Raw genomic sequence first — 25,028 nt, 5'->3', positions numbered from 1 at the left:
GGGATATTTCTGCTATTCCCCCTGCAGAACTTAATTCTGTAATGTCACCGACATGAGGGGCTTCTATGAGATCGCGGCCGATGACCCGAAACGTGCTGCTCTGCTCGGCGATGACACCACCACCTACGGAGAGCTGCTCGCCCAGGTGAACCGGGCCTCGAACGGCCTGCTGGCCCGGGGAACCGGCCAGGGCGACACGGTGGTGACCGTGCTCAGGAACGGCCTCGACGCGCTCACCATGATGCTCGCCACCTACCAGATCGGCGCCTACCTGGTGCCGGTCAACTGGCATTTCACCGACGAGGAGATCGCCTACATCGTGGCCGACTCCGGCGCCGGGATCGTGATCTCGCCGAAGCACCTCACGGTCGCCGGCCTCACCGCCGGGCAGCCGGACGACGCGCCCGCGCACCGGCGGGCCGGATCCATGATGCTCTACACCTCCGGCACCACGGGCCGCCCCAAGGGAGTGCGCAGACGGCTGCTCGACCTCACCCCCGAGGAGCTCCACCCGATCCTCATGCGCAAGAGCTGGACGCACTTCGGGCTGCCGCCCGAGGGTGTGCACCTGGTGTGCTCGCAGCTCTACCACTCCGCGCCGTACGGCCAGGCCATGATGGCGCTGCAGTTCGGGCACGCGATCGTGGCGCCCGAGCGGTTCGACGCGGCCGAGACGCTCCGGCTGATCGAGCGGCACAGGGTGACGAACGCGTTCATGGTGCCCACGATGTTCCACCGGCTGCTGGCCGTACCGGATCGGAGTTCGTACGACCTGTCGTCGCTCACGCACCTCTACCATGGCGCGGCCCCCTGCCCGCCCGCGACCAAGCAGGCGATGATCGACTGGCTGGGCCCGGTGCTGTGGGAGTACTACGGCTCCACCGAGGCGGCGGTGGCCACCATGGTCTCCTCCGCGGAGTGGCTGGCCAGGCCGGGCACGGTGGGCAGGGCGCTGGACGGGATGGAGTTCAGCGTGATCGGCGAGGACGGCGAGCCGGTGCCCGCCGGGCAGCCGGGCCTGGTCTACATCGGCGGGATCAATCGGTTCGAGTATCACGGCGACCCGGCCAAGACGGCCGAGGCGATGCGCGGGCGCGACTACACGCCGGGCGACATCGGCTATCTGGACGCGGCCGGGTACTTGTTCCTGCTGGACCGCAGGACCGATTTGATCATCTCCGGCGGCGTCAACGTCTACCCGGCGGAGATCGAGGCGGCGCTGCTGGAGCATCCGTCCGTGGCCGACGTGGCGGTGATCGGGGTACCGGATCCTGAGTGGGGTCACACGGTCGTGGCGCTGGTCCAGCCGGTCGCCGGCGTCCCCGGCGGCGCGGAGCTCACCGCCGAGCTGCTGCGGCACTGCGAGCCCCGGCTGGCCAGGCTCAAGCATCCGCGCGTGATCGAGTACCGCGACGCCCTGCCCCGCACGCCCACCGGCAAGCTGAGCAGACGCCAGGTCCGCGAGGCGTATCTTTCCCGCTGAGCTGGGCACAAAGGCCTCTATGGGGAGGGTCGCCGGGGGGCTGGCCGCCGCGGTCCTGCTGACCGCGTGCGGGACGGCGGGCGCGCCGGCCGTCCTCCCACGGGCCACCTCGCCCGCCCCGCCACCGGCCTCGGCGTCCGTCAGCGCCCCTCCCGTTCAGCCGCTGGAGGAGGCGTACGAGCGCGTCATCGCCGAGGTGCTGCCGTCGATCGTGCAGATCAACACCAAGGCGGGCCTCGGCTCCGGCATCGTCTACGACGCCGAGGGACACGTCATCACCAACGCGCACGTGGTCGGCGAGGCGACCCAGATGAACGTGACGTTCGCCACCGGAGGCAGCCCGCGCAAGGCCCGGCTGGTCAAGACGTTCGCCGCGGGCGACCTCGCGGTCATCAAGGTGGACAACGCGCAGGGCCTGCAACCGGCCAGGTGGGGCGACTCGGCCAAGCTCAGGGTGGGCCAGCTCGTGCTCGCCATGGGCAACCCGCTCGGCCTGTCCGGCAGCGTGACCGAGGGGATCGTCTCGGCGCTCGGCCGTACGGTCTCCGAACCGGAGAGCCCCGGCTCGACCGGCGCGACGATCGCCGGCGCCATCCAGACCTCGGCGGCGATCAATCCGGGCAACAGCGGCGGCGCCCTGGTGAACCTGTCCGGGCAGGTGATCGGCATTCCCACCCTGGCCGCCTCCGACCCCACCATGGGCGGCCCCGCGTCGGGTATCGGCTTCGCCATCCCGAGCAACATCGCCCTGGACATCGCGGCCCAGATCGTCGAGCACGGCAAGGTGATCAACAGCCACCGGGCCGCGCTCGGCATCAAGGGCAACACGATCATCGGCGCGAACGGGCAGCCGACGGGGATCGGCGTCGGCGTCGTACAGAAGAACAGCGCCGCCGCCCGCGCCGGCCTCCGCGAGGGGGACGTGATCATCGGCATCGGCGGCAAACGCGTCTCCGCGATGGCCGAGCTCACCGAGTCCCTGACCACCTACCGCCCCGGCGACACGGTCCCGGTCAAAGTCATCCGCCCGAACGGCAAAACCGACACAATCACCGTAACCTTGGGCGAACTGTCGGGCGAATAACCGACGAGGACCTTCGCCCGCACCGGGCGAATCGCTGAGAATCCTTGAAACTCAGTGAACGGACGCGCTCATTGCTTGACGTTGTAGATGATCTCGACGCGGCGGTTCTTCGCCCGGTTCTTGGCGATCGGCCGGCCGTCGACGATGTTGGGCGCCTTGGGGCGGCTCTCGCCGTACCCCTGGGCCTGGAGGGTCACGTCCGCGCCGGTGAGCAGGCCGCGCATGACCTGCTGCACCGCCTGGGCGCGGCGCTGGGAGAGGCCGCGGTTGTAGGCGTCGGAGCCCTGGTCGTCGGTGTGGCCCTGGATCTTGACCAGGCCGCCCGCGCTCTCGGTGTTGACCTTGTCCGCGACCTCGCCCAGCCGCTGCCTGGCCTTGGCCGTCAGCTGCCATTTGTCCAGCGCGAACAGCACGTCGCTGGTGAGGGCGACGGTGACCTGGGTGCCCTCCTGGGTCTCGGACTCGGTGCCGTCGAGTGACTCGATCTCGCCGATGATGTCCTCGACCGGCAGCACCAGGTCCTCGACCACCGCGGTGGCGGACTCCGGCGGGGCGGTGGGCGGCGAGGTCAGCAGCAGGGCGAGGGAGAGGCTAAGAGATCGGAACATCGGTCAACACGCCGATCATGGGCATCTCGATGTTGACCTTCGTCACGTCCGCCGGTGGGGCGGCGAAGAGGGCGTAGAGAGTGACCGTCTGGCCCTTCTTGAGGAAGTTGCCCTGGGTATCGGAGCACACGCACTGCGCGTCGGACCCGGTGCCGTTGCGCGCGACCCGATAGCGCTTGGCGTTGACGGGGTCGATCAGGGAGACGCCCGACACCGAGTAGTCCAGGGTCGCGCTGCCCATGCCGTTGTGTATGTTGACCTCGCCGTCGACGACGGTGATGGTCCAGTTGAGCGTGACGGTCTTGCCCTGCCGCTTGAGCGCGGTGACGTCGGCGCGGGCGGTGCCGCCGTCACCCGAGGCGACCTTGGCCTCCCGGGTGGCGATCACCTGGTCGGCCTGCGGCGCGGCGCTCTGCTGCGGCTCATCCGATGTGGTCCGCCGCTGCGTGGGCTGCTCCTTGGTGGGCTGTTCCTGAGCCGTGGTCTGCTGCTTCTCCTCGCCACCGCCGCCGCCGAGCTGTCCGGGAAGCATCCCGCAGCCGGTGAGCGCGACGGCGGCCACAGCCAGCGTGAGCGTCTTGCGCATGATTACGGTCACCTTTCGGGGGTTCGAACGTGTGACTGGACGCTAGCGGGGCGACCTTCAGAATCCGCATAGTCCGCTATATCCGGCGCTGGTGCGCCTCCTGAGCGAGGCGCTCGGCCTCGGCCCGGCCCTGCTTGTCACCAAGGACGTCAAACTCTCCCATAGCACGCGTAAGCATCTCAACCGCCTCATCAATCTCATGAAGGTCGATGAGTACCGTCGACAGGACGAGCAGGGCGTTGCCCACGCCCCGGCGATCACCGTACGCCGTGAAGGTCTCCAGCGCCTGACGGGCCGGGGCGACCGCGTCCTGCGGCGAGCCCTGCGCCCGCGCGATCCTGGCCAGGACGAGCAGGCCCACCGCCTCCGGCAGGCGGTCGCCGAGCCGCTGGTTGACGGCGATCCGCCGCCGCGCGCAGTCGCCGGCCTCGGCCGGTCGGCCCGCGTCCAGGTGCAGCCTGGCCAGGTCGAGCAGCAACTCGGCCTGGCCGCGCGGATCGCCCAGCTCGCGGTAGGCGGCCAGGCTCTCCTCCAGCAGCCGCTGATCCTGGCGCAGCGCGCCGAGCGCCCGCAGGGTGTCGGCCCTGCCCCGCTGGTCCGCCGCCTGCTCGAAGACCCGCAACGCCCGGCGCAGCACCCGCTCGGCCTCGGCCGGACGCTGCTCGACCAGGCCGAGCCGGAGCGTGATCCGGGCCTGTTCCAGCCCTTCGACCAGGGGTTGGGCAGCCCTCAGCGCGGCGGCCGCCGCGTCGTTGCGGCCCTCGGCCCGGTGCAGGTCGGCCAGGCCGCGCAGCAACAGCGCCTCACCCTGCCGGTGGCCCGCCGCCCTGGCCGCGTCGAGCCCCGTCGCCGTGGTGGCGTGCCAGTCGTCGTGGTGCCCGCCGAGCTCGAACAGCGGAGTCAGGTAGAAGGCCAGCCGCCACGCCTCCTCGTTCAGCCCCGCCCGGAAGAAGTCGCCGACCGTCGCCACCAGGAACCGGCGCTCCGCGCTCAGCCAGCGGGCCTCCTGCCGCAGCCGGCCCGTCTCCAGCAACTGCTCGGCCGTACGGACCAGGGTCCGGCCCGAGCCGGGCTCGGCGGGCAGCAGGGTGACCCTGGCCCGCCTGGTCCTGTCGAGGATCTCGGCCGCCCGGCCGGCCAGCACACCGGCCGGGCCGCCCTCCTCCTCCGCCAGCCGTTCGGCCGCGTACAGCCTGGTCAGGTCGTGCCGGCCGTACCTCTCCTGGCCCGCCTCGTCCAGCCCGCGTGACTGCAGCAGCCCCGCCTCGACCAGCGGCTCCAGATCCTCGCCCAGCACCCACGAGGCGAAGTCGGGCGCCGTCAGCGCGCCCAGGGCACGCAGCAGCCGCCGCTCCGGCTCGGCCAGCCCGCGATAGCCCAGCGCCAGGCTGCCGCGCACGGCCAGGTCGCCCGCGCTGAGCTCGTCCAGCCTGCGCCGCTCGTCCGCCAGCCGCCCCACCAGGTGCGCCAGCGTCCAGCCCTGCTTCCTGGCCAGCCGCGACCCGGCGATCCGGAGCGCCAGCGGCAGCGCGCCGCACAGCCGCACGAGGGTCCGCGCGGCCTCCGGCTCCGCCTCCACCCGGTCCCGCCCCGCCACGTTCGCGAGCAACCGCAGCGCCTCGCCCGCCTCCAGCACCCCCAGCTCGTACGCCCGAGCGGCCTCCAGCCCGGCCAGCGGTGACCGGCTCGTCACGATCGTCACACTGCCGGGCCCGGTCGGGAGCAGCGGCCGTACCTGCGTCTCGTCGGCGGCGTCGTCGAGCACCACGAGCAGCCGCCGGCCGGACGTCAGCCTGCGATAGAGCCGCACCCGCCCGTCCAGCGTCGGCGGCACCGACCCGTCCGGGCAGCCGAGCGAACGCAGCAGATCCTCCAGCACGGCCCCCGGCGCCCGCGCACCGAGCACCGCGTACAGCCTCCCACCAGGCAGATCAAGCAACGTCGCAGCCCGTACGGCCACCGCCGACTTCCCACACCCAGGCGCCCCATGCACCACCAGATGCACCGGCGCCCCCACTACCCCACCCCCGAGGCCCCCCGACGCCGCACGGTCCCCGGAGCCCTCCACGGCGCCGGCGCCGGGCAGCCCCGTCGATATGCCGTCTTGGGCGGGGGTCGTCGACGACCCGTGGGGGCGGGCGGAGGCGATGATCCAGGCGAGGACGTCGTCCCTTCCCGTGAAGTCCGAAATATCGGGCGGCGTCTCGTTAAGCGGAATTTTTCGCTCTTCGGGCGAAACGGCGCCCGCATACGCCTCGCCGCCGTCCAGCACCCGCTGGTGCGCCTCCCGCAGCTCGGGCCCCGGCTCCAGACCCAGCTCCTCCACCAGCGTCCGCCGCGCCTCCTGATAAACGGCCAACGCCTCCGACCGGCGCCCCGCCTGCCCCAGCGCGGCCATGAGCTGCCCCCAGGCCCGCTCCCTGAGCGGATAACCGCCGACCAGCGCCCGAAGCTCGCCGACCACCTCACCGCCCCGGCCCAGCCTCAGGTCCAGCTCCACGCGCTCTTCGAGCGCGGTCAACCGCAACTCCTCCAGAGGTACGCCGTGCGCCCGGCGGAGCTCGGCACTGTCGATGCCCTCCAGGGCCTGCCCCCGCCACAGCGACAGCGCGGCCCGGAACCCGTCGGCGGCCTCGGCGACCGCCCCCGCCTGCCCGGCCTTCCTGGCCCGCGCCACGAGCCGCTCGAACCGGTGGCAGTCGACCTCGTCGGGATCGACCTCCAGCAGGTAGCCGCCCGGCACGGTGGCGATGCCGTCCACCACCTTGCGCAGCGCGCTGACGTACACCCTGAGCACCGACTCGGCCGAGACCGGCGCCCGCTCTCCCCACAGCATCGTGATCAGCCGCTCGACCGGCACGGCCTGCCCCGCCGAGACCAGCAGCGCCGCCAGCAGCGCCCGGTGCTTGGCCGGACCGGGCTCAGGACCGCCGTCGATCCGCAGCGGACCCAGCACCCGAAACCGCACCACCGTCGTGCTCAGCTCTTCGCGGGCCTGAGCGCGAACGACTCGAACCGCACCCGCACAGCCCCGCCCGCGTCCGGAGCCGCGTGCACCCCGGCCTCGCTCGGCCCGTAGGCGTCCGTGGTGTCGGTGACCTCCGCGACGAGCCCCTCGTTCAGCCACATCCGCAGGATCACCCCGTCTCCGCTCCCGGCGCACTCCGCCACGACCCGATCGGCCTTGGTGGTCTCGGCGGCCGCGGGACCGTACAGGATCTCGCCCGGCTGCCCCGTGCGGCGCTTGACGATGGAGACCTTGCCCGAGCCGCTCACGGAGAACTCGTAGCGGTCACCGGAGCCGGCCGCCCCGTGGCACCACACACCGTACTCCCCGCTCCCCTCCTGCAGCGTGGCCCGCGCGCTGACCACCACGCCGCCGGGCTCCCGCCGGGGCGCGGACTTCCACAGCCGCCAGCCGTCCTTGACGGTCAGCACGTATCCCGAGGCGTCCCGTGCCGCGCTGCCGCCGTCGGACGAGCCGACCGCCCACGAGTCGGCGAAGTCCGTCTCGTACGGCCAGGTCTGCTCGGCCAGCCCCGGCGCCACCACGACCGCCACCCCCACCGCAACGGCGACCAGCACCCCGACGCCCCCCAGCACCCACCCCTTACGCCGCCACCCAGAGCCGGCGGTCGGCCCGGCGAGAGTGACCGTCCGTCCCGCAGCAGAGGCGTCAGACGACCCCGCGAACCCGGAGGACTCCCCCGCAGGGACCGCAGGCGACCCGGCGAAGCCCGAGGACAGCCCCGCAGAGGCGGAGGACGATCCCGCAGGGGCGGCAGGCGACCCCGCGAAGCCCGAGGACGCGCCCGTAGGGGCGGAGAACGATCCCGCGAAGCCCGAGGACGCCCCCGTAGGGGCGGAGGACGATCCCGCAGGGGGCGAAGGCGGGCCTGCGGTGGTCGAAGGCGGGTCGGACCAGGTGCGTTCGACGACCTGGGTGGCCGAGGCGGCGCTGTGCTGGGTGCCGCCGAGCAGGTCACCCAGGAGTCGCGCCACCGTGGGCCGGGCGCGCGGATCCTTGGCCAGCGCCCGCTCCACCACGCCCCGGACGCCGTCGTCGAGGCCGTCGAGCCGGGGCTCCTCGTTGACGATCCGATAGAGGACCTCGCCAGGCGCTCCGGCGCCGAACGGGTGCCGGCCCGTCCCGGCGTACGCGATCACCCCGCCCCACGCGAACACGTCGGTCGCGGGCGTGAGCGGCTCGCCGCGCGCCTGCTCCGGCGCCATGAACGAGGGCGTGCCAAGGATGGCCTGGCTGACCAGGCTCTCGGTGTCCATGAGCTGGGCGATGCCGAAGTCGATCACCCGGGGCCCGAGCGGGGAGAGCAGCACGTTGGACGGCTTGAGGTCGCGGTGGATCACCCCGGCGCCGTGGATGGCGCTGAGCGCGGTCGCGATCCCCACCGCGAGCGCCTCCAGGTTGCCGCCGGACAACGGCCCCTGATCACGTACGGCCTGCGCCAGGTCAGGGCCTTTGACGTACTCGGTGACGAGGTAGGCGACGTCCCCGTCGATCCCGGCGTCCAGCACCGGGGCGGTGCAGAACCTGGCCACCCGGCGGGCGGCGGTCACCTCCCGGTCGAACCTGCGGCGGAAGGCGGGGTCGCGGGCCAGCGACGGGTGGATCACCTTGACCGCGGCCAGCCCTCCGGTGGGCGTGGTGGCCAGATGCACCTCGCCCATGCCGCCCCGGCCGAGCACGCGCCGCAGCACATAGCCGCCCAGGACCCGTTCGCCGCTCACCGCAGACAGAGTAGCCAGGTCCCGATTCTCCCGCTTCGCCCAGTACCAAGCGAGTGGGTCAAGCGGGTGGGCCAGGCGGGTGGGCCAGGCGCGTGGGGTCAGGCTGGCGCCTGGGCCAGCCGGAATCGGGACGGCGCGATGCCGTACCGGTCGACGAAGGCCTGCCGCAGGGTCTCGGCGGTGCCGAACCCGCAGCGGGCCGCGACCGCCGCCATCGGCAGCGAGGTAGAGGCCAGGAGGTGCGCGGCGGCCTCGGTGCGGGCCTGCCGGACGTACCGGCCGGGCGTCTGGCCGAGGTGCTTGAGGAACAGCCGGGTCAGGTGCCGCTCGCTCACCCCCGCCCCGGCGGCCAGGGCAGGCGTGCTGAGATCGGCGTCCAGATGGCCGGTGATGTGCTCGACGGTCCGTTTGATCAAACTGTTGGAGGCGGGCGGCGCGCTGACGAACATGCTCATCTGCGCCTGGTTGCCGGGACGCTGAAGGTAGGTCACCAGGCCGCGCGCGACCGTGCGCGACAGCTCGACGCCGTTGTCCTCCTCGATGAAGGCCAGCGTGAGGTCCAGAGCGGCGGTGACCCCCGCCGAGGTGGCGACCTCCCCGTCGCGGATGAAGATCGGATCGGCGTCGACCCGGACCTTGGGGTGCAGGGTGGCCAGGCGCCGCGCCCACTGCCAGTGGGTGGTGGCGCGGCGGCCGTCGAGCAGCCCGGCGGCGGCCAGCACGTAGGCGCCGGTGCACACCGACGCGACCCGGCGGCTCTGCCTGGCCAGCCGGCGGACGTGGGCGACGATCGACGGGTCGGCGGCGGCGTTCTCGCAGCCGATGCCGCCGGACACGATGAGCGTGTCGATCACCCCGGTGACCCGTTCGAGGGTGACCTGCCCCTGGAGGGTCAGCGCGGAGTCGGTGACGATGGGACGCCCACCGGGGGTGGCCAGGCGCACCTCGTAGCAGGGGGCGGCGCCGTGCCAGTTGGCGCTCTCCAGCGCCGAGGTGACGCAGGCGATGTCGAGTAACTGCGCGGCGTCGTAGCCCACCACGATGACGCGGCGTGTCTCCATGACACCGACTCTAGGTCCGAAAGACGCAGAGCCCAAGATTCCGGACCTCCACTCTCACCTTCCTGGCCTCGGATCCGCCGCTGCCGCACAGTCGTGGACATGGATCCGATCACCTCGAACACCGCTGCCCGCCGCTGGACGAGATTCGCCCGGCACTACGTGGAGATGGTCATCGCGATGTTCGCCGGGATGTTCGTCCTGGGCTTCGCGCAGTCCGCCGCCGGGCTCGCCTTCACCTACCAGAGCGACCCGGAGCTCGCCTACCTGCTGATGGCGTTCAACATGTCCGTCGGGATGGCCGTCTGGATGCGGTTCCGCGGCCACGGCTGGCCCGCCACGCTGGAGATGTGCGGGGCGATGTTCGCGCCGATCGTGCCGCTCTTCCCGCTGCTATGGCTCGGTCTCATCGACGGGATGGCGCTGATGGTCGTCGCGCACGTGGCGATGTTCCCGGCCATGCTGGCCGTCATGCTCAGGCGCCTGGACGAGTACGCGGGCTGCGCTCGCTAACGCCTGGCCTTGCGGTAGCCGTCCAGGACGTCCTGCCGCAGCAGGTGCCCGAACCCGGCCCGCACCAGCCGGAGCCCCAGCGAGGCGGCGTCGGTGCCGAGCGCGGCCGCCGTCGCCGGCAGGCTCCAGTCGTGCTCGGCCAGCCTGCTGATCAGGTAGCCGCGCCGGACCTGCGCCTGCGAGAGCCTGAAGGTCTTCAGGTACGCCGTCCGCCCGTCGGCGTCGTTGATCGTCTCGCCGAGGTGGTTCTCGGCGTGCCGCTCGAAGGCGGGCAGGAAGCGCCGCAGGGTGAACCGGCCGAGCCGGTGGACGTCCTGCACCCGGGCCGGCGCGGCGAGCAGTCCGGCCAGCATGACCGAGTCGTGGAAGGCGGCCCACTCCCGCTCCTGCCGCACGGCCTGCGCCCGCAGGTCCGCCAGCGAGGTGACCGCCCCTTCGTCGATCACCGCGGCGAAGTCGCCGGCCGGGTGGAACAGGGCGTAGGTGTGGATCAGCTCGCCGTACAGGTCGCGGATCAGCGTGGGGTGCAGCGCCCGGTAGTCCTCCGCGTGCGGCACCACGAAGGCGCTGGCCAGGGAGTCGGCGGCGTACAGGAGCAGGCCGCACTGACCGGGGTGGATCTCGAAGACGCGCAGCGCGTCCTCCAGGCCGTGCACCTCGGCTCCGGTGTAGGCCTCCTCGACCCGGGGGGACAGGCCCTGGGTGACGGCCTGGCGCGACCATTCCTCCCACATGATCGTGGGGCCGCCGAAGTGCAGCGCGAGGAAGCCTTCCAGGGCGAGGTGCAGGGGGAGGAAGCGCAGCCGGTTCTTGTCCGCCCGGCGGGCCATCCGGCGGTGGGTCCTGACCGGCATGTGCTGCTGCGGCTCGTCGAGTTGGGTGCCGTACGCGGCGGCGGGCGTGCCGTCGTCGGTCCACGACGCCACGAAGGCGTGCGGGACATAAGAGATGTACGTCGATTTGTCGGGCAAATCGACCAGGGACAGTTCGTCGCCGTACACCTTGGCGTGCAGGCGCAGGTCCGTGATCGGCTCCGGCCGCACCAGCGGCACCAGCCGAATCGCCCCCCACGTCTGCGCGGGCCGCGTCTCCAGCCCAGTGAGGTCGATCATCGGCGCGCCACCCGGTCCGCCAGGTAGGCGCGCAGTTCGGCTGGACCGCTGCGCCCCTCGGCGAACTGGGCCAGCTCCACCAGTGCCGGCAGGTCCTCGGCGTCGCGGATCCCGGCGGTCGGCACCGAGGCCGACAGCCGCCGGACGTCGTACCGCCCCGCGTCGTACACCGGGTTCAGATGCACGATGCCCACCTCTCCCAGGGGATCGAGCTTGCGCCGCCACACCCGCAGCACCTCGGCCGCCAGCCCCGGCGGCGCGTTGTCCCAGCCGTCGGAGACGATGACCAGCCGGTCCGGCCGGGTCTCGAGCGCGTCGATGATCCGCTGCCCGAGCGGTGTCGCCCCCGAAGGCCGCACCCGCACCGCGTCCGTCCGCCCCGACAGCCACAGCCCCTGGTAGGTCCCGGCCAGCGCCGCCAGCAGGTAGTGGCAGGCCAGCGCCACCGCCAGTGGCCGGCGCCGCTTCACCGGCGAGCCGAAGGAGGAGAAACTGTCGTCCAGCACCGCCGTGACACTCCCCCAGGTGCCGGCCCGCGCCCCCGCCACCCGCGCGGCGGCGGCCCGCAGCGCCGCGACATGCTCATGCGTCCGCTCCGCGACAGGCAACGACAGCACGTACGACGCCACCCGCACCAACGGCAGGGCGGCCAGGTCGGCCCCGCTGTCCACGCCCGCGCTCTTCGCCGACTCGATCAGCCGCAGCCGCTCCAGCCGGGTCAGCCGGGGCTCGATCCGCTCCAGGAACACCTTCCTTGCGATCCCGTGCTTGGCCGCGAACCCCTCGGCGGCGGTGTACGGCAGCTCGTACAGCGCCTGCTTGTCATAGTGGGCGCGCCGCCACGCCTCCAGCACCGGCGTGTCGTACTTCGCCCGGCTGTGCGGCGCGAACAGGAAGTCGCCCAGTTCGCCCGGCAGCCGCAGATGCGCGTGCCGCACCGCCGCCTTCACCGCCGAGCGGTACTTGACCGCGTCGAAGGCCAGATCGGGGCGGGCCAGCAGCCAGTCACGGATGATCGCCCTGGTGCGCCGGTTGTTGACCCCAGCCCGCCGCAGGTCCTTGAACAGCCGGTAGACCCGCGGCGGGCTCATCCGGCCCAGCCGCCAGGCGATCAGCCTGCCGTCACCGCTCCCCGGTGTCGCCAGCAGGTTGTGGACGATCATCGCCGCGTTGTGGTCGTTGATGTCCAGGGCCAGCGTGGCGGCGTAGAGGTCGGGGTAGTTGCCGTGCACGTAGCGGTGCAGGAAGTCCAGGGACAGCCGCTGATGCGCCGCCCCGCTGTGGAACTCGCGCTGCCCGGTGGAGGTGATCGCCGCGTTCGCGAACAGGAGTACGTCCTCGCACTCGATCAGGTCGGCGTAGGTGTCCATCTGTCTCTCGGGCTGGTCGGGGCCGGCCGGGGAATGGGGGCACGAGCTGCGAGAGCATCGCGTTAAAGGCGGTTCCGGAAGTCGCACCGAGGTCCCGCGGCCGACCTGATCACGGACCCTACCGGCTACCGCCACCCCATGCGACACATTTCCCCCGAAGCCCCACATCAGGGCGCCATGAGCAGCAGTGGTCGCCCCGATCAGCGGCATCCCCCGCGACGACCAGTGCTTTTGTCCTCATTCTCGGCACCGAGCGGGTTCACTACGCGCCCAGCTCCCGCCTGCGCCGCAGCAGCGCGGCCCGTACCGCATGCGCCCGTACCGTGACCACGGCCGACACGGCGATGAACGTGATCCCGCCCACGACGGCCGGGATCACGCCCGCGCCCCTCCCGGCGGCCACCGCCACGACGAGCGCCGTCGTCACGGTCGAGGCGGCCACGGCGAGCCAGCCCGCGATCACCCGATCCAGCGCGAACAGCGGCACCCTCCTGGCGATCACCCAGCCCCCGTAACCCGCCCAGGCCAGGCAGAACCCGGTGAGCAGGGCGAAGGCGAGCTGCGTGTGGCCGGGCAGCGGGCCCGGCTCGGTGGCCCAGAGCAGCACCACGAAGATCGCCCCGGCCACGCCCGCGATCAGTGCCACCACCCCGCCGGCCCTCCGCCACGGGGACAGCGCCCCCTCCAACCGGCCGATCATCTCCTCCGCCGACATGCCCGGCTCGTCGCTCATCGCTGGAATCCCTTCTCCTCGAGGTGGTCACGCAGCAGACGACGGGCCCGGTGGAGCCGGGACTTGATCGTGCCGGGCGGGACGGCGCAGATCTCGGCACAGTCCTCGATCGACAGATCCTCCAGGTAGAACAGCACCAGGACCTCACGTTCAAGGGCCGGCAGCCCGGACAGCCCGGCGATCAGCTCGGCCCGGTCCACGAGGCCGGAGATCGCGTCCCCGGCCGGCGGTTCCTCCCGGAGGACCGTCTCGTCCCTGCCGTACTCCTCACGCAGCCGATCCGCCACCGCCCGCCTGGCGATCGTGAACAGCCATGGAGTGAACCTGCCCGGCTCCGCCAGCCGGGGCAGCCCTCGGATCACGGCCAGCCAGATCTCCTGCGTCACGTCGTCGGCCCGCTGGGCGTCCAGCATGCGGCGCACATACCCCCACACCGACGCATGCCAGGCCCGCACCAGCTCCGTGACGGCCTCACGCTCACCCAACTGGCAGCGGACCACCAGCAACTCGTCGGTCATCTCGTTCTCCCGTCGCCCGTCACCCACCACAGTCGGAGAACAGGCCCCCCAGGTTCACGACCCCAGGTGATCCCGGCCACGATCGAAAAGTAGTTGAAAACTTGACTTCTTTGCCGACTCCGCCCGACTATGGGAGCGCCCGAAACCGGAGCAGGACGCCATAAGGGCCCATGGCGTTCCGGTATTCACCTCCATGAAATGAGGAGTACCTTGCGCGTACGCAGACTCATGGCCACCCTCGGCAGCGCCGCGATGGTGTCCGCCGCCGTCCTCGCCGGAGCGTCCGCGGCTTCGGCGGACGCGGCCGACCTGGAGGCCTGCCAGGCCCAGAAGTCCGTGTGCTTCTTCGCCAACGGAGTCGAAGGCGAGCCCGCCTCCTACCCCGGCGCACCCGCGACCTGCACGGTCCTGCCCTTCACGGTGCACACGGAGTTCAACTTCAGCACGAAGGCCATCCAGGTCTACAGGACGACCGACTGCACCGGTCACGCGCTCACCTTCCCCGCCAACGACTTCCACACCTTCAACGGCTTCGACGGCCGTAGCTTCAAAGCCGCGAGCTGACGCACCCGCACAAACGCCGGCGCGACGCCCGGCCGACGCCGGGCGCCGCGCGGAGACCAGCCCCTACGCCATCGAGGCCGCCCTCCTGCGATCGATCGCCGCCTGCACACGCTGGCCGATGGAGAAGCCGCCCGCCAGGCTGCCGCGGATCGCGGGCCCGGCACCGGCGCACTTGGCTCCGTAATAGACGAGCTCGATCGCCTGCCTGACGGTGGTGGTGAAAAGGCGGTGCACCGTCCGCCGCGTTCGGCGACCTGAACCGCCGGTCGAGTGATGAGACGTTGCGAGCGATCAGCGCGACGAATCCGGCCAGCGGCGCCATCCAGGGCTTCGGAGGTAACAATTACTGCGGATGCGGATGCGAGCAGCCAGGTGATGCGTATGGTCTGACCCGCCTCAACGCGCCTCTTCTGGCCGATCAGTTCCTTGGCGTGTAGTGCGAACGCCAGCAATGGGCCTTCCAGCAGGCCGATGCTGAGCCACGGCAGCCACCAAACGCCGGGAGCGGCCCGGGTGGTGACCTCGAACAGACCCTCACCTGCGAAAACGAGGGCACAAAGGCGCAGACCCAGATCACGGCACCGGCCAGCGATCGACGTTGCCGCTCCCGCTGTGCCCGCTTGGGGAAGCACCACCGCCTGGGCAGGCGGAACAGCCCGAGTAGTAGCGCCAGCACGCTAGCGCCGATGGCGGCCCATAAGGGTGGCGCAAGGTAACGCATCGGGTCAAATGGCATCTCATGGTCAGGTGCACGTGTTGGACAGCAGGCGCTGAGAGGGTGGTTCGGCGGATGGTTTGCCAGCGCCGCACCCGACGGGCTGCCCATGCGCCACCAGCAACCAAGATGGCAGCGCCCAGGCTGCCCAGGAGCTCCGGCAACGCGTCGAGGAGGACGTTCATACCCGACGCTCATTAGCATCGGGCAGCCAGAGACCACCGCTCTCGATGCGGCGCCGTCGCTGCTCAGCCACAAGGCGCTTGACCTTGCGCCGTACCCGGTCACCTACGGCCTCTGCTTCCGCCTCGGTGGCGCCCGCATACCAGGCGGCGTCGGCCCAGGTGGCGATTCCGCGATAGGCCCAGGCGCGCACCACCCGCCGCTCGTCCAGGGTGAGCGCACAGAGCAGAGTGGCCAGCCGGGGGGCATCCGGTTCGCTGTCGGCCGCCAGTTCCATCGCCGAAGGTCGGTTTGCGAGGAGATCATAGAGTGAGAAGCCCTTGCCCAGCGAGCTGTCCAGGCTGAGTGTCCGCCCCTGTCGTGTACCGCGCTGCCATAACGGGACCAACTGCCGGTGGATGGCGATCGTGTCCGCCTTCAGCGTCCTCAAGGCGAGGGGAGTCAGTCGGCCTTCCTTTGTCAACGGAGCAACCCAGTCACCCATCAGAGCGTCGCTTGCAGCCTGCTGCCACCTATCGCTCGATCGCAGGACCAGCACTTTCGTGAGGACGTGTGCGACCAAGAGGTCAGTGTTCAGCTGGGTCAGCCCAGGGCCGCGCTCGACCTTGTCGTCCGCGAGAGCCTCGCGCGCGTTGAGGGCCGTGGCGATCTCCGGCATCGGGCGCAACTCCGGGCGGTCCTTCACAGGCCAAAGCGGTGGCGGCAGTAGATGAGTCTTGTCCAAATCGACGTTGACCGCAGCGTAAGCGGACCGCGTTTTGATGTGGGGAAGGGCGTAGCTCACCTCCTCTGCCCGGCAGGGCATCAAGACGAAGCTGCCATCGGAGGCCTCGTCGAGGAGCAGTTTTTCTGCCGGTGCCCCCTGCGTTGACGGCATTCGCACGTACCAGTACGCCGGACTTAGCTCCCGCCAGGGGCGGCGGCTCTTCCGACGTCGGTTGGATTTTTTGAAGGGGTTAGTCATGAGTAGGGCTCCATTGAGAAGTGACGTAGATTCACCTCTCGGCGACGTCACCCGGGGCTCAGCGACAATAAATCTTGAATGGTGCATTGTGACCTCTGTCACTCAGCTCCAGGCGCCCTATCACTGCGGCTATGACCTCATGATGCATGATCAAGTCACTGTGTCGCGACTATTGAGCTGAGGTGTGGCAGCGGTTCGCGACACCAAGAGCACCCTGGATCACATCACCGACTACGAGTTTGACAACGGCTCCGGAGGCAGGTTCGCCGACGCCTGCGAGGCGGCGACGCTACGACTGGCGGCTAGTTCACCGGCACGACCAGCATCCTGCTGCTGCGCGCCGCCGCCCTGATCTTCGATCCTGTGGCACAACGCCCTGCACATCAAACAGGAGGCCACCGGTGGCCTCAAGCGCGACTCGCGTTGGAAGTGGGACGCCTGAGTACATCGGCACGCGGCTCGGTCTGGTAACTCTCGCATTCCAGCAACAGCCAGCGCAACACCGGCAAGCCCCACGCGGAACAGCTCGAAACTCCATCGAGCGCAGCATCAGACCGGACGGCGAGATGCCCGTCCGCGAGCTCTGCATCTCCCCGTCCACCATGAGTCGCGCCGCCAGCCGCTACCGCGATGAGCACGGCCGGCCGATCAACGGCGACCGGGAAGCCGACGAACTCATCGCCCCGCTGCACCCGACAACAACGAGCCGCTCGCAACCGCAGCGGCCGCTGGCCCTAACTAGCTGAAAGAGACCCGACATGGCCACCACCGCCGCTGAGAAGCCCATCAAGACGATCATCGTCAACGGCATCACGAGCAACGAGCCTAAACCGGACGACAACGCGGCCTACTTCATAATGCCCGGACCCTATGAGCTCTTCGCGTTCTAGAGGCGGATGCCCTCGATGGCGATGTCCAGCAGCCGGCTCGCCTGCTCGTTGTCGTCCTGGTGCTCGGTGACCAGGGAGATGCCGTTGATGAGCGCGACCAGGTCCTCGGCGAGCAGGCCGGGACGCACGGCGGACGCCTCCTGCGCCCGTCGCAGGAGCTCGCGCGTCGCATGGGTGAACTTCGCCTGGCAGCCGTCGCCCCGCTCCAGCAGGTCGGCGTCCCGGCCGTCGTGCAACAGTGAGGCGGCGAAGCCGCGGCTGCCGGCCGCGTAGTCGTTGAGGTCCCTCAGCCAGGCGAAGAGCGCGGGACCCGGCTCGAGCTCCTTCGCATACCGCGCCGCCATGGCGCACAACTCCTCGACGTGGTCGTGGAAGACCGCTTCGAGAAGGACCCGGCGGGAGGGGAAGAGCCGGTGCAGGGTCGCCGATCCGGTCCCGGCCCGACGGGCGACCTCCTTGAGTGAGGCGCCGGCGCCATCACAGGCGAAGACCTCCCGGGCCGCGCTGACGATGCGGTCGTAGTTGCGCCGGGCGTCCGCGCGCAGGAGTCGTGGCTGGGTGGCGTGGGCCATGACCGTCTCCAGGCTTTGACAAGTGGGCTGGCTGCCCAGTTACAGTAGCCCAGGCATAAGTGGGCCACCGGCCCGCTTAACTCCGGACGATGGGAAGAGCTCATGCGCGCCGTCCAATATGACCGTTTTGGCTCTCCCGAGGTGCTACGCGTCAACGACGTGCCCACCCCTCGGCCCGGGCCGGGAGAGGTCCTCGTCGAGGTCCACGCCGCGAGCGTGGAGGCCGGGGAGCTCGCCTTCCGCGCGGGCAAACTGCGCGCCATCAGCCGGGGCCCCTTCCCCCGCAACCTCGGAACCGACTTCGCCGGCCACGTCGCGGCCCTGGGCTCCGGCGTCCACGCGTGGACCGTGGGCGAGCAGGTGTGGGGGATGATGCGGCACCTCACCTTCGGCGCCTTCGCCGAGTACGTCGCCGTTCCCGAGCAGCGGCTCGCCCGAGCTCCGAAGAACCTGAGCCTGGTGGACGCCGCAGCCCTGCCCGTGTCCGGCACCACCGTCAGGAAGGCCCTGCTGGAAAGCGCCGCCCTCAGCAGCGGCGAACGGCTCCTGGTCCGCGGCGCCACCGGGGGCGTCGGCAGCATCGCCGTCCAACTGGGCAAGGCGCTGGGCGCTCACGTCACCGCACTGGCCGGCGCCCGCAATCTCGACTGGGTCACCGAGCTCGGCGCGGACGCGGCCCTGGACTACCGCACGACCCGTCCGCAGGATCTCGGCCACTTCGACGTGATCGTCGACGTCGTGGGCACCGATATCGGGGCCTACCAGGCCCGGCTCACGCGAGGTGGCCGCATGGTCGCGCTCGCCTTCGACCAAGACCGCCCCCTGGCTTCCATGGCCTCCATGGGGCTGCGGGCCGCCCTCTCACCCCGGCGCATGAAGCTTTTCAGCAACAACCCCTCCGCCGAACGCCTCGCCGAACTCACCGCCGCCGCCGAGGCGGGGATCATCCGCCCGGTGATCGACACCGTCTACCCGCTCACCGGCATCGCGGCGGCTCACGAACGACTCGAAGCCGGCGGCGTCCGCGGCAAACTCGTCCTCGACCTGCGGCTCTGACGCCCGCGACGGGAGGCCCGTACGAGCCGTGAAAACACGAAAACCGCCCCCTACCCGCAGGTAAGAGGCGGTTTTCGAACAGTGGAGGTGGCGGGAATCGAACCCGCGTCCTTCAACCCCAAGACAGGGCTTCTCCGGGCGCAGCCTGCTGCGTTTTTCTCAGCCCCGGCGATCATGCAGGCAAGTGCGCCGACAGGCTCAGCCACTGTTTGGTTTCCCGATCACCCCCGTGGCCGGGTCGATCGGTTGAGCCTTCTAGCGATGCCAGATCCCAGGCCGAAGGCACTCCCGGGCTGACAGAGGTTTTACGCTACTTAGGCAGCGAGGGCCAGGGAGTCCTGGCCCACCTCAGCGTGCTTGTTATTGGCACTTAATGTTTGCGGTCACAGGATTAACGAGGTTATGTCCGCCGTCCTCGGCCCGCTTCACCTGACTTGCAAAGTCAAAGTCGAAGCCGGTCACCCCCATGTAGTTGTCAACACGCCCCTCAAGAGGAGCGAGCATTATGACGATACCCTTCACAACACCCCGGACGCCAACTCAATTCCGGGGCAGGACCACAGGGCATGCCGAAACCCCCGGGAACGCCGCACAGCAGCTCACGTTCCCGGGGGTCGACCGGCAGGGTCGAGCCGGTCCGGACGGCAGGACTTCCCCCGAGATGAAGTCCTGATCTCATCACGGCGACTGAGCCCGCAACCCCCCGAGCGGGTCCAGTCACTAGGTAAGACGCAGCCGGACCGCCGAATGGTTGCTCTATGTCACAAGAAAATCACGAACGGCTATCGAGCGCCGCGAAGAAGTTGCCGGCCAGCGCCGCCGGGTCATAGGCGCGGGTGAGCGCGGCGATCGCCACATCCCCCTGCCAGCCGACGAACCAGGCCATCTGCTTGTCCTCGCCGACGTCCTTCGCCGTCACGCCGAAGACGCGTCCCCGGCCGTTCTGGGCCACGGTGCCCGCGGATCCCGCCCGCATCATCGCGGCGAGCGTCTTGCGCACGCGGGGATCGACGGGGACCGGCTGGACGGCCGGGGCCGGCGCCAGCTCCGCCGAGGCGTCGGGCGCGTCCGGCTCGGTGACCAGCACAGGCGGGCGCCAGGTGCCGGAGGCGACCGCCGAGGCGACCAGCGCCATGCTGAGCGGGCTGACCTCGACGTTCTGACCGGCGATGGCCTTGGCCTTGTCGGCGTCGCTGGACAGTTTGGCCAGCGAGCCGCTGAACGACTTGAGCGGCAGCCGCCAGGTCTGGCCGATGCCGAAGCTACGGGCGCTGCGGTCCAGCTCCGCGCTGCTCACCCGGCGGGCCAGCGAGGCCAGCGCGGTGACGCAGCCCTTGGCGAAGTTCTCCTGGAAGGTGGGCGAGGAGCCGATGACCTGGCTGGCGTGCACGAACCTGGCTCCGCCGACGGTCCGCTCCGCCGGGCAGGGCAGCTTCTGCTTGGGGGACACCTTGCTCCTGAGGAGGGCGTCGGCAGCCACGATGGAGAACGCCGTCCCGGCCGGGAATCTGCCGGCCAGCGCGTCCTTCTCCTGGTGCAGGCCCTTGCTGCCGACGGCCAGGATCTCGCCCGTGGACGCCTTGACCGCCACCAGAGCGCTGGTGCGGGTGTCGGAGACCGCCCGCTCGGCCGCCTCCTGCACGGAGCTGTCGATCGTGGTGCGCACCGAGAGGTTCTGCCTGCCGGGCCACTCCTTCAGCGCGGCGACCTCCTTGCCGGTCTTGAGGTCCAGGGTGATGACCGTGGTCCGGGTGGATCCGGTGAGGAAGTCCTGGTAGGCCTGCTGCAGGCCGCTCTGGCCGATGGAGTCGCCCGCCCGCTGCGGGCCGCCGAGCTTCTGCTCCGTCTCCGGGGTGAGCGCGCTGACCTTGCCGACGATCTGCTTGGGGTCGTCCGGGTCGACGGGCTGCGCCTGGGTCACGGTCTTGAGCTCGGGGATCGCGTCGAGCTTCGCCTTGACCTGAAGGTAGCGGGTGCGGCCGAACGTGACCAACGGCACGGTCACATTCGGCGGCGCGGATCGGATGCGGCTGAGCAGCCGGTCCTCGGCGTAGCCGGTGATCTGCGTGAGCTGCTCGACCACCTGCTCGGCCCGGTCGCCGAGCTGCGCGGGCACGACGCCCGTGACGTACAGGAAGGTCTGCTCCTGCAGGGGGTTTCGGTCCTTGTCGACGATCGGCTGGCGCGGCTGCGGCTCGGCCTTGACGGCGAACCGCTGCCCCTCCTTGAGCTGGGGGTGCAGCACCGACGGCGACCAGCGCACCTTCCACTGGCCGTCGACCATGTGCAGCGGCAGCATGCCGTCGTAGGTCCACAGGGGATTGTTGTCCCCCAGGTCGACCTCCACGCCGAACGCGGCCTGCGACTCCTCGCCCTCCACCTTGAGACTCTTGATCTTGAATCGGAAGGAGGCGGCGTCGAGCTGAAGCTTGGCGTCGGCCAGCGCCTTGCGGACCGTCTCGGGGTCGGCGTCGGTGCGGCCGGCGGCCAGGGCGTAGTCGTTGGACTGCCAGCCCACCAGGAAGTCGCGCACCGCGTCGTGCGGCGACGACTCCTCCAGGCAGGCGGTCAGGGTCATGCTCGCGACCGCCATGGTGACGGTCGCGGCGAGGGCGCGGCGGGCTCGGCTCATCGGTTGTGGTGCCGGAGCGCCCGAGCCATCTCCCGCTTGGCCTGCTGCTCAGCCAGCGACTGCCGCTTGTCCCAGTCCTTCTTGCCCCGGGCGATGCCGATCTCGACCTTCGCCTTGCCGTTGAGGAAGTAGAGCGCGAGCGGCACGATCGTGAGCCCGCCCTCCTTGGTCTTCGCGGCGAGCTTGTCGATCTCCTTGCGGTGCAGCAGGAGCTTGCGCTTACGGCGGGCGGCGTGGTTGGTCCACGTCCCCTGGCTGTATTCGGGGATGTGGACGTTCATCAACCACGCTTCGCCGTCGTCGATCGTGGCGTAGCCGTCCGAGAGCGAGGCGCGACCCTCGCGCAACGACTTCACCTCGGTGCCCTGCAGCACGAGCCCCGCCTCGAAGGTGTCCTCGACGTGGTAATCGTGCCGGGCACGCTTGTTCTGGGCGATGATCTTCCGCCCGGTCTCACGTGGCATGCTCTGACCTTACCGGCGTTTCGTCAGACCCTGAGGTAGCGACGAAGTGTGACGAATGACGCCAGCACACAGATGACCACGCCGATGGCCATCGTCAGGGTGATGACCGAGGCCACGTCGTTCCAGCCGATCTGAGCGCCGAGTGCCAGCTGAGCGCCGATCTCCTCGAACAGGAGCACCTTCGCGAGGATCAGCAGGACCGCGGCGAACACGCCGCCGATGAGGCCGGCGATCAGGCCCTCCATGACGAAGGGGAGCTGGATGTAGAGGTTGGAGGCGCCGACCAGCCGCATGATGCCTGTCTCACGCCGTCGGTTGAAGGCCGACAGCCGCACCGTGTTGCCGATCAGCAGAGCCGCCGCGAGGACCAGGACGACGGCGACCACGATCGCGCCACCGCGCAACTTGTCCAGCAGCTCGAAGACCTTGCTGACCAGGTCCTTCTGGTTGAGCACCTGTGCGACCCCGGGCTGCCCCGTGAGGGACTGGACGATCGGCTGGTAGTTGTCCGGGTTGGTCAGCTTCACGCGGAAGGACGTGGGCATGTCCTCCGCCTTGGTCGCGGCCACGAGCGCCTTGTTGGAGGCGAAGGACTCCTGGAAGTTCTTGTAGGCGGCGACCTGGTCCTCGTAGAACACCTTCTCGACCCCGGGCAGCCCCTGGATCTGCTTCTGCAGCGCCTGGGTCTGCGGGTCCGTGATCGCCTTGCCCTTGCAGGCTTCGCTGGCGGTGTTCTTCGTGCACAGGAAAACTGATACTTCGACCTTGTCGTACCAGAAGTCCTTCATCATCGAAACCTGGGCGTTGATCATCAAGCCGACGCCCAGCATCGCCATGCCGACCGCCACGGTGATGATGACCGCGATCGTCATGGTCAGGTTGCGACGGAGGCCGATCCAGACCTCGGAGAAGATGAAGTTCGCCCGCATGGTTTGTCTGCTGCTCCCTGCTCAGTACGCCTGGCCGTAGACGCCACGCGACTGGTCGCGGACGATCTTGCCGTCCTCCAGCTCCACGACACGTTTGCGCATGGAGTCGACGATGGCCGCGTCGTGCGTGGCCATGACGACCGTGGTGCCGGTCCTGTTGATCCGGTCGAGCACCTTCATGATGCCGATGCTCGTCGCGGGGTCGATGTTGCCCGTCGGCTCGTCCGCCAGCAAGATCATGGGCCGGTTGACGAACGCGCGAGCCATGGCGACGCGCTGCTGCTCGCCACCGGACAGCTCGTCGGGCATGCGGTGTGCCTTACCTTCCAGGCCGACCAGCTCGATGACCTCCGGCACGACCTTGCGGATGAACCGCCTGGGCTTGCCGATGACCTCGAGCGCGAACGCCACGTTCTCATAGACGTTCTTGTTCGGGAGCAGCCTGAAGTCCTGGAACACGCAGCCGATGCGGCGGCGTAGGTGGGGCACTTTGAAGTTGGAGAGCCGACCCAGGTCCTTGCCTGCGACATGGATCGCCCCGGAGTTGGGTCGCTCCTCTTTGAGGATCAGGCGGAGGAACGTGGACTTGCCTGATCCGGAAGGACCGACGAGGAACACGAACTCGCCCTTGTCCACGTCAACCGAGACGTGGTCGAGAGCGGGCCTGTTCTGGTTCGCGTAGGCCTTGGTGACATTATCGAAATGGATCACGAGAGCATCACGGCATGCCAGTCTAGGGGTCAGGACGGATGCGAGGGTGGCACATGCCCACTTCCCGCCGCTCGCCGATCGGGGACGCCCATCTTTACCGATGATCGACGTTCCGATTGGCCAGAGGACAGTCTAGGGGGAAGACTGGCATGGAACGTCCATAACGGAAACAAAACGATTGTGCGGCTAGACTTGGGGCTGACATGAGTTGCCAACACCTCGTATGCGCGCAGTGCGCCCACCCCGTGATAGAGGGCCGGTGCTCCCTCTGCCGTGCCAACCGCGAGCGGATGCACCAGCACGGCTTCGCCGGGCTGACGCCCGCCCTCTTCGCCCTGCTGCTGGTCGTGCTGCTCCTGGTGACGCTGGCGCTGCGCCACCTAGGCGGGCTCTGACTCCTGGCGGCGCATCCAGCGGATCTCCGACTCGATGAACGCGTCGAGGTCCCCGTCGAGCACCGCCGTCGGGTTGCCCGCCTCGGTGCTCGTGCGCAGGTCCTTCACGATCTGGTAGGGGTGCAGCACGTAGTTGCGGATCTGGGTGCCCCATGACGTGGTCGAGACGCCACGCAGCTCCGACATCTTCTCCGCCTCCTCCTGCCGCTTACGCTCCAGCAGCTTGGCCTGCAGCACGTTCATGGCCGTGGCGCGGTTCTGCAGCTGCGAGCGCTCGTTCTGGCAGGAGACCACGATGCCGGAGGGCAGGTGGGTGATGCGGACGGCGGAGTCGGTGGTGTTGACGCCCTGGCCGCCCGGCCCCGACGAGCGGTAGACGTCGACGCGGATCTCGTCCTCGATGATGTCGATGTGGTCGGTCTGCTCGACCACCGGCACCACGTCCACCCCGGCGAACGAGGTCTGGCGGCGGCCCTGGTTGTCGAACGGGCTGATCCGGACCAGCCGGTGCGTGCCGTGCTCGCCGCGCAGCGTGCCGTAGGCGTAAGGGGACTTGACGGCGAAGGTGGCCGACTTGATGCCGGCCTCCTCGGCGTAGGAGGTCTCGTAGACCTCCGTGGGGTAGTTCTTCCGCTCGGCCCAGCGGAGGTACATGCGCAGCAGCATCTCCGCCCAGTCGGCCGCGTCGACGCCGCCCGCCTGGGAGTTGATCGTGACCAGGGCCTCGCGCGCGTCGTAGGGGCCCGCCAGCAGGGTCCGCACCTCAAGAGCGCCGATGTCGGACTTGAGGGAGCTCAGCTCCTTGTCGGCCTCGGCCCTGGTGTCCTCGTCCGCCTCCTCGGAGGCCAGCTCGAAGAGCACCGACAGGTCGTCGAGGCGGCGGACCAGCCCGTCCACGCGGTTGAGCTCGCCCTGGATGTGCGAGAGCTTGCTGGTGACCTTCTGCGCCTTGTCGGTGTCGTCCCACAAGTCGGGGGCGGCCACCTGCTCCTCCAGCTCCTCGATCTGCTTGCGCATCGCGTCGAGGTCGAGCACGTCCTGGATGCTGCGCAGCGTACCCGCGAGCTCGTTGATCTCTTCTGCCGGATCGATGACTGCCACGTCTACCAAGCGTACGCGACCCTCGCGGGCACGAATAA

24 protein-coding genes and 1 other RNA gene are annotated in these 25,028 nt (G+C 69.8%); 7 read left to right on the top strand and 18 right to left on the bottom strand.

Annotated features, from left to right (window positions below):
• Positions 1-52: 52 nt before the first annotated feature.
• A complete protein-coding gene (locus tag OHA68_RS20960) occupies positions 53-1,483 on the top strand; it encodes an AMP-binding protein (protein WP_327109132.1) in 1,431 nt (476 codons plus the stop codon).
• Positions 1,484-1,502: 19 nt separating this feature from the next.
• The gene (locus OHA68_RS20955; protein ID WP_327109131.1) at positions 1,503-2,567 is read left to right on the top strand and encodes a S1C family serine protease; all 1,065 of its coding nucleotides are present in this window, start codon (positions 1,503-1,505) and stop codon (positions 2,565-2,567) included.
• Positions 2,568-2,635: 68 nt separating this feature from the next.
• Here OHA68_RS20955 and OHA68_RS20950 read toward each other — a convergent pair whose 3' ends face one another.
• The 5 genes from OHA68_RS20950 to OHA68_RS20930 all read right to left on the bottom strand — a co-directional run bounded on the left by OHA68_RS20950 (position 2,636) and on the right by OHA68_RS20930 (position 9,571).
• Positions 2,636-3,175: an OmpA family protein gene (locus tag OHA68_RS20950; protein ID WP_327109130.1), complete on the bottom strand. Its 540-nt coding sequence runs from the start codon at positions 3,173-3,175 to the stop codon at positions 2,636-2,638.
• On the bottom strand, positions 3,159-3,761 hold the full coding sequence (locus OHA68_RS20945) for a hypothetical protein (RefSeq protein WP_327109129.1): 603 nt from the start codon (positions 3,759-3,761) through the stop codon (positions 3,159-3,161). Before OHA68_RS20945 ends, OHA68_RS20950 begins: the two co-directional genes overlap by 17 nt.
• A gap of 76 nt (positions 3,762-3,837) precedes the next feature.
• Positions 3,838-6,717: an AfsR/SARP family transcriptional regulator gene (locus OHA68_RS20940; RefSeq protein WP_327109128.1), complete on the bottom strand. Its 2,880-nt coding sequence runs from the start codon at positions 6,715-6,717 to the stop codon at positions 3,838-3,840.
• 23 nt (positions 6,718-6,740) lie between these two features.
• On the bottom strand, positions 6,741-8,510 hold the full coding sequence (locus tag OHA68_RS20935) for a serine/threonine-protein kinase (RefSeq protein WP_327109127.1): 1,770 nt from the start codon (positions 8,508-8,510) through the stop codon (positions 6,741-6,743).
• A 98-nt stretch (positions 8,511-8,608) separates the two neighbouring features.
• Complete coding sequence (locus OHA68_RS20930) at positions 8,609-9,571, bottom strand: GlxA family transcriptional regulator (RefSeq protein ID WP_327109126.1); 963 nt, start codon at positions 9,569-9,571, stop codon at positions 8,609-8,611.
• Between the two features lie 99 nt (positions 9,572-9,670).
• On the opposite strand from OHA68_RS20930, the gene OHA68_RS20925 reads away from it, so the two are divergent.
• On the top strand, positions 9,671-10,081 hold the full coding sequence (locus OHA68_RS20925) for a hypothetical protein (RefSeq protein ID WP_327109125.1): 411 nt from the start codon (positions 9,671-9,673) through the stop codon (positions 10,079-10,081).
• Here OHA68_RS20925 and OHA68_RS20920 read toward each other — a convergent pair.
• The 4 genes from OHA68_RS20920 to OHA68_RS20905 all read right to left on the bottom strand — a co-directional run bounded on the left by OHA68_RS20920 (position 10,078) and on the right by OHA68_RS20905 (position 13,814).
• Entirely contained in the window at positions 10,078-11,193 is a 1,116-nt protein-coding gene (locus OHA68_RS20920) for an ARPP-2 domain-containing protein (protein WP_327109124.1), read from the bottom strand. The genes OHA68_RS20925 and OHA68_RS20920 overlap by 4 nt on opposite strands.
• Entirely contained in the window at positions 11,190-12,563 is a 1,374-nt protein-coding gene (locus OHA68_RS20915) for a hypothetical protein (protein WP_327109123.1), read from the bottom strand. The genes OHA68_RS20920 and OHA68_RS20915 overlap by 4 nt, the downstream gene beginning before the upstream one ends.
• A 262-nt stretch (positions 12,564-12,825) precedes the next feature.
• Entirely contained in the window at positions 12,826-13,296 is a 471-nt protein-coding gene (locus OHA68_RS20910; protein WP_327109122.1) for a hypothetical protein, read from the bottom strand.
• Positions 13,293-13,814, bottom strand: a complete 522-nt coding sequence (locus OHA68_RS20905; protein ID WP_327109121.1) for an RNA polymerase sigma factor — start codon at positions 13,812-13,814, stop codon at positions 13,293-13,295. Before OHA68_RS20905 ends, OHA68_RS20910 begins: the two co-directional genes overlap by 4 nt.
• Positions 13,815-14,024: 210 nt before the next feature.
• Here OHA68_RS20905 and OHA68_RS20900 point away from each other — a divergent pair, with 210 nt between their 5' ends.
• A complete protein-coding gene (locus OHA68_RS20900) occupies positions 14,025-14,378 on the top strand; it encodes a hypothetical protein (RefSeq protein WP_327109120.1) in 354 nt (117 codons plus the stop codon).
• Between the two features lie 63 nt (positions 14,379-14,441).
• Here OHA68_RS20900 and OHA68_RS20895 read toward each other — a convergent pair whose 3' ends face one another.
• Both OHA68_RS20895 and OHA68_RS20890 read right to left on the bottom strand, forming a co-directional pair.
• Positions 14,442-14,612 carry a hypothetical protein gene (locus OHA68_RS20895; RefSeq protein WP_327109119.1) on the bottom strand — a complete coding sequence of 57 codons (171 nt, stop codon included), beginning with the start codon at positions 14,610-14,612 and terminating at the stop codon, positions 14,442-14,444.
• Between the two features lie 662 nt (positions 14,613-15,274).
• Positions 15,275-16,240 carry a hypothetical protein gene (locus OHA68_RS20890; RefSeq protein WP_327109118.1) on the bottom strand — a complete coding sequence of 322 codons (966 nt, stop codon included), beginning with the start codon at positions 16,238-16,240 and terminating at the stop codon, positions 15,275-15,277.
• Between the two features lie 758 nt (positions 16,241-16,998).
• Here OHA68_RS20890 and OHA68_RS20885 point away from each other — a divergent pair.
• Positions 16,999-17,130, top strand: coding sequence for a hypothetical protein (locus tag OHA68_RS20885; RefSeq protein ID WP_327109117.1), 132 nt, complete (start codon positions 16,999-17,001; stop codon positions 17,128-17,130).
• On the opposite strand, the gene OHA68_RS20880 is transcribed toward OHA68_RS20885, so the two are convergent.
• Positions 17,127-17,702, bottom strand: coding sequence for a TetR/AcrR family transcriptional regulator (locus tag OHA68_RS20880; protein WP_327109116.1), 576 nt, complete (start codon positions 17,700-17,702; stop codon positions 17,127-17,129). The genes OHA68_RS20885 and OHA68_RS20880 overlap by 4 nt on opposite strands.
• A 102-nt stretch (positions 17,703-17,804) precedes the next feature.
• Between OHA68_RS20880 and OHA68_RS20875 the strand changes: the two genes are divergently transcribed.
• Positions 17,805-18,758 (top strand): NAD(P)-dependent alcohol dehydrogenase, encoded by a 954-nt coding sequence (locus tag OHA68_RS20875; protein ID WP_327109115.1) that lies wholly within the window; start codon positions 17,805-17,807, stop codon positions 18,756-18,758.
• Between the two features lie 79 nt (positions 18,759-18,837).
• Here the strand turns inward: OHA68_RS20875 and ssrA are convergent.
• The 5 genes from ssrA to ftsE all read right to left on the bottom strand — a co-directional run bounded on the left by ssrA (position 18,838) and on the right by ftsE (position 23,494).
• Positions 18,838-19,224, bottom strand: a transfer-messenger RNA (tmRNA) gene (ssrA, locus tag OHA68_RS20870).
• A gap of 306 nt (positions 19,225-19,530) precedes the next feature.
• A complete protein-coding gene (locus OHA68_RS20865) occupies positions 19,531-21,390 on the bottom strand; it encodes a penicillin-binding transpeptidase domain-containing protein (protein ID WP_327109114.1) in 1,860 nt (619 codons plus the stop codon).
• Positions 21,387-21,854: an SsrA-binding protein SmpB gene (gene smpB / locus OHA68_RS20860; RefSeq protein WP_327109113.1), complete on the bottom strand. Its 468-nt coding sequence runs from the start codon at positions 21,852-21,854 to the stop codon at positions 21,387-21,389. The genes OHA68_RS20865 and smpB overlap by 4 nt, the downstream gene beginning before the upstream one ends.
• A 23-nt stretch (positions 21,855-21,877) precedes the next feature.
• Positions 21,878-22,783, bottom strand: a complete 906-nt coding sequence (gene ftsX / locus OHA68_RS20855) for a permease-like cell division protein FtsX (protein WP_327109112.1) — start codon at positions 22,781-22,783, stop codon at positions 21,878-21,880.
• 21 nt (positions 22,784-22,804) lie between these two features.
• Positions 22,805-23,494, bottom strand: a complete 690-nt coding sequence (ftsE, locus tag OHA68_RS20850; protein WP_189138764.1) for a cell division ATP-binding protein FtsE — start codon at positions 23,492-23,494, stop codon at positions 22,805-22,807.
• 203 nt (positions 23,495-23,697) lie between these two features.
• Between ftsE and OHA68_RS20845 the strand changes: the two genes are divergently transcribed.
• Positions 23,698-23,889, top strand: a complete 192-nt coding sequence (locus tag OHA68_RS20845; RefSeq protein WP_189138765.1) for a hypothetical protein — start codon at positions 23,698-23,700, stop codon at positions 23,887-23,889.
• Here OHA68_RS20845 and prfB read toward each other — a convergent pair.
• Positions 23,875-24,990 carry a peptide chain release factor 2 gene (gene prfB, locus OHA68_RS20840; RefSeq protein ID WP_327109111.1) on the bottom strand — a complete coding sequence of 372 codons (1,116 nt, stop codon included), beginning with the start codon at positions 24,988-24,990 and terminating at the stop codon, positions 23,875-23,877. The genes OHA68_RS20845 and prfB overlap by 15 nt on opposite strands.
• Positions 24,991-25,028 lie beyond the last annotated feature (38 nt).

Origin of the sequence: Nonomuraea glycinis (assembly GCF_035920485.1) — a bacterium.
In the GTDB taxonomy this organism is placed as follows: domain Bacteria; phylum Actinomycetota; class Actinomycetes; order Streptosporangiales; family Streptosporangiaceae; genus Nonomuraea; species Nonomuraea glycinis.
Note: the sequence above shows the minus strand (reverse complement) of the source record. Positions and strands in the feature narration are given on the sequence as shown.

Bases quoted from the DNA above. Each gene is read 5' to 3' on its own strand.
- OHA68_RS20960 (WP_327109132.1), top strand. From the start codon at position 53: ATGAGGGGCTTCTATGAGATCGCGGCCGATGACCCGAAACGTGCTGCT.
- OHA68_RS20950 (WP_327109130.1), bottom strand. From the start codon at position 3,175: ATGTTCCGATCTCTTAGCCTCTCCCTCGCCCTGCTGCTGACCTCGCCG.
- OHA68_RS20945 (WP_327109129.1), bottom strand. From the start codon at position 3,761: ATGCGCAAGACGCTCACGCTGGCTGTGGCCGCCGTCGCGCTCACCGGC.
- OHA68_RS20865 (WP_327109114.1), bottom strand. From the start codon at position 21,390: ATGAGCCGAGCCCGCCGCGCCCTCGCCGCGACCGTCACCATGGCGGTC.
- OHA68_RS20955 (WP_327109131.1), top strand. From the start codon at position 1,503: ATGGGGAGGGTCGCCGGGGGGCTGGCCGCCGCGGTCCTGCTGACCGCG.
- OHA68_RS20915 (WP_327109123.1), bottom strand. From the start codon at position 12,563: ATGGACACCTACGCCGACCTGATCGAGTGCGAGGACGTACTCCTGTTC.
- OHA68_RS20905 (WP_327109121.1), bottom strand. From the start codon at position 13,814: ATGACCGACGAGTTGCTGGTGGTCCGCTGCCAGTTGGGTGAGCGTGAG.
- OHA68_RS20880 (WP_327109116.1), bottom strand. From the start codon at position 17,702: ATGGCCCACGCCACCCAGCCACGACTCCTGCGCGCGGACGCCCGGCGC.
- smpB (WP_327109113.1), bottom strand. From the start codon at position 21,854: ATGCCACGTGAGACCGGGCGGAAGATCATCGCCCAGAACAAGCGTGCC.
- OHA68_RS20910 (WP_327109122.1), bottom strand. From the start codon at position 13,296: ATGAGCGACGAGCCGGGCATGTCGGCGGAGGAGATGATCGGCCGGTTG.
- OHA68_RS20920 (WP_327109124.1), bottom strand. From the start codon at position 11,193: ATGATCGACCTCACTGGGCTGGAGACGCGGCCCGCGCAGACGTGGGGG.
- ftsX (WP_327109112.1), bottom strand. From the start codon at position 22,783: ATGCGGGCGAACTTCATCTTCTCCGAGGTCTGGATCGGCCTCCGTCGC.
- OHA68_RS20845 (WP_189138765.1), top strand. From the start codon at position 23,698: ATGAGTTGCCAACACCTCGTATGCGCGCAGTGCGCCCACCCCGTGATA.
- OHA68_RS20875 (WP_327109115.1), top strand. From the start codon at position 17,805: ATGCGCGCCGTCCAATATGACCGTTTTGGCTCTCCCGAGGTGCTACGC.
- OHA68_RS20925 (WP_327109125.1), top strand. From the start codon at position 9,671: ATGGATCCGATCACCTCGAACACCGCTGCCCGCCGCTGGACGAGATTC.
- OHA68_RS20885 (WP_327109117.1), top strand. From the start codon at position 16,999: ATGGCCACCACCGCCGCTGAGAAGCCCATCAAGACGATCATCGTCAAC.
- OHA68_RS20890 (WP_327109118.1), bottom strand. From the start codon at position 16,240: ATGACTAACCCCTTCAAAAAATCCAACCGACGTCGGAAGAGCCGCCGC.
- OHA68_RS20930 (WP_327109126.1), bottom strand. From the start codon at position 9,571: ATGGAGACACGCCGCGTCATCGTGGTGGGCTACGACGCCGCGCAGTTA.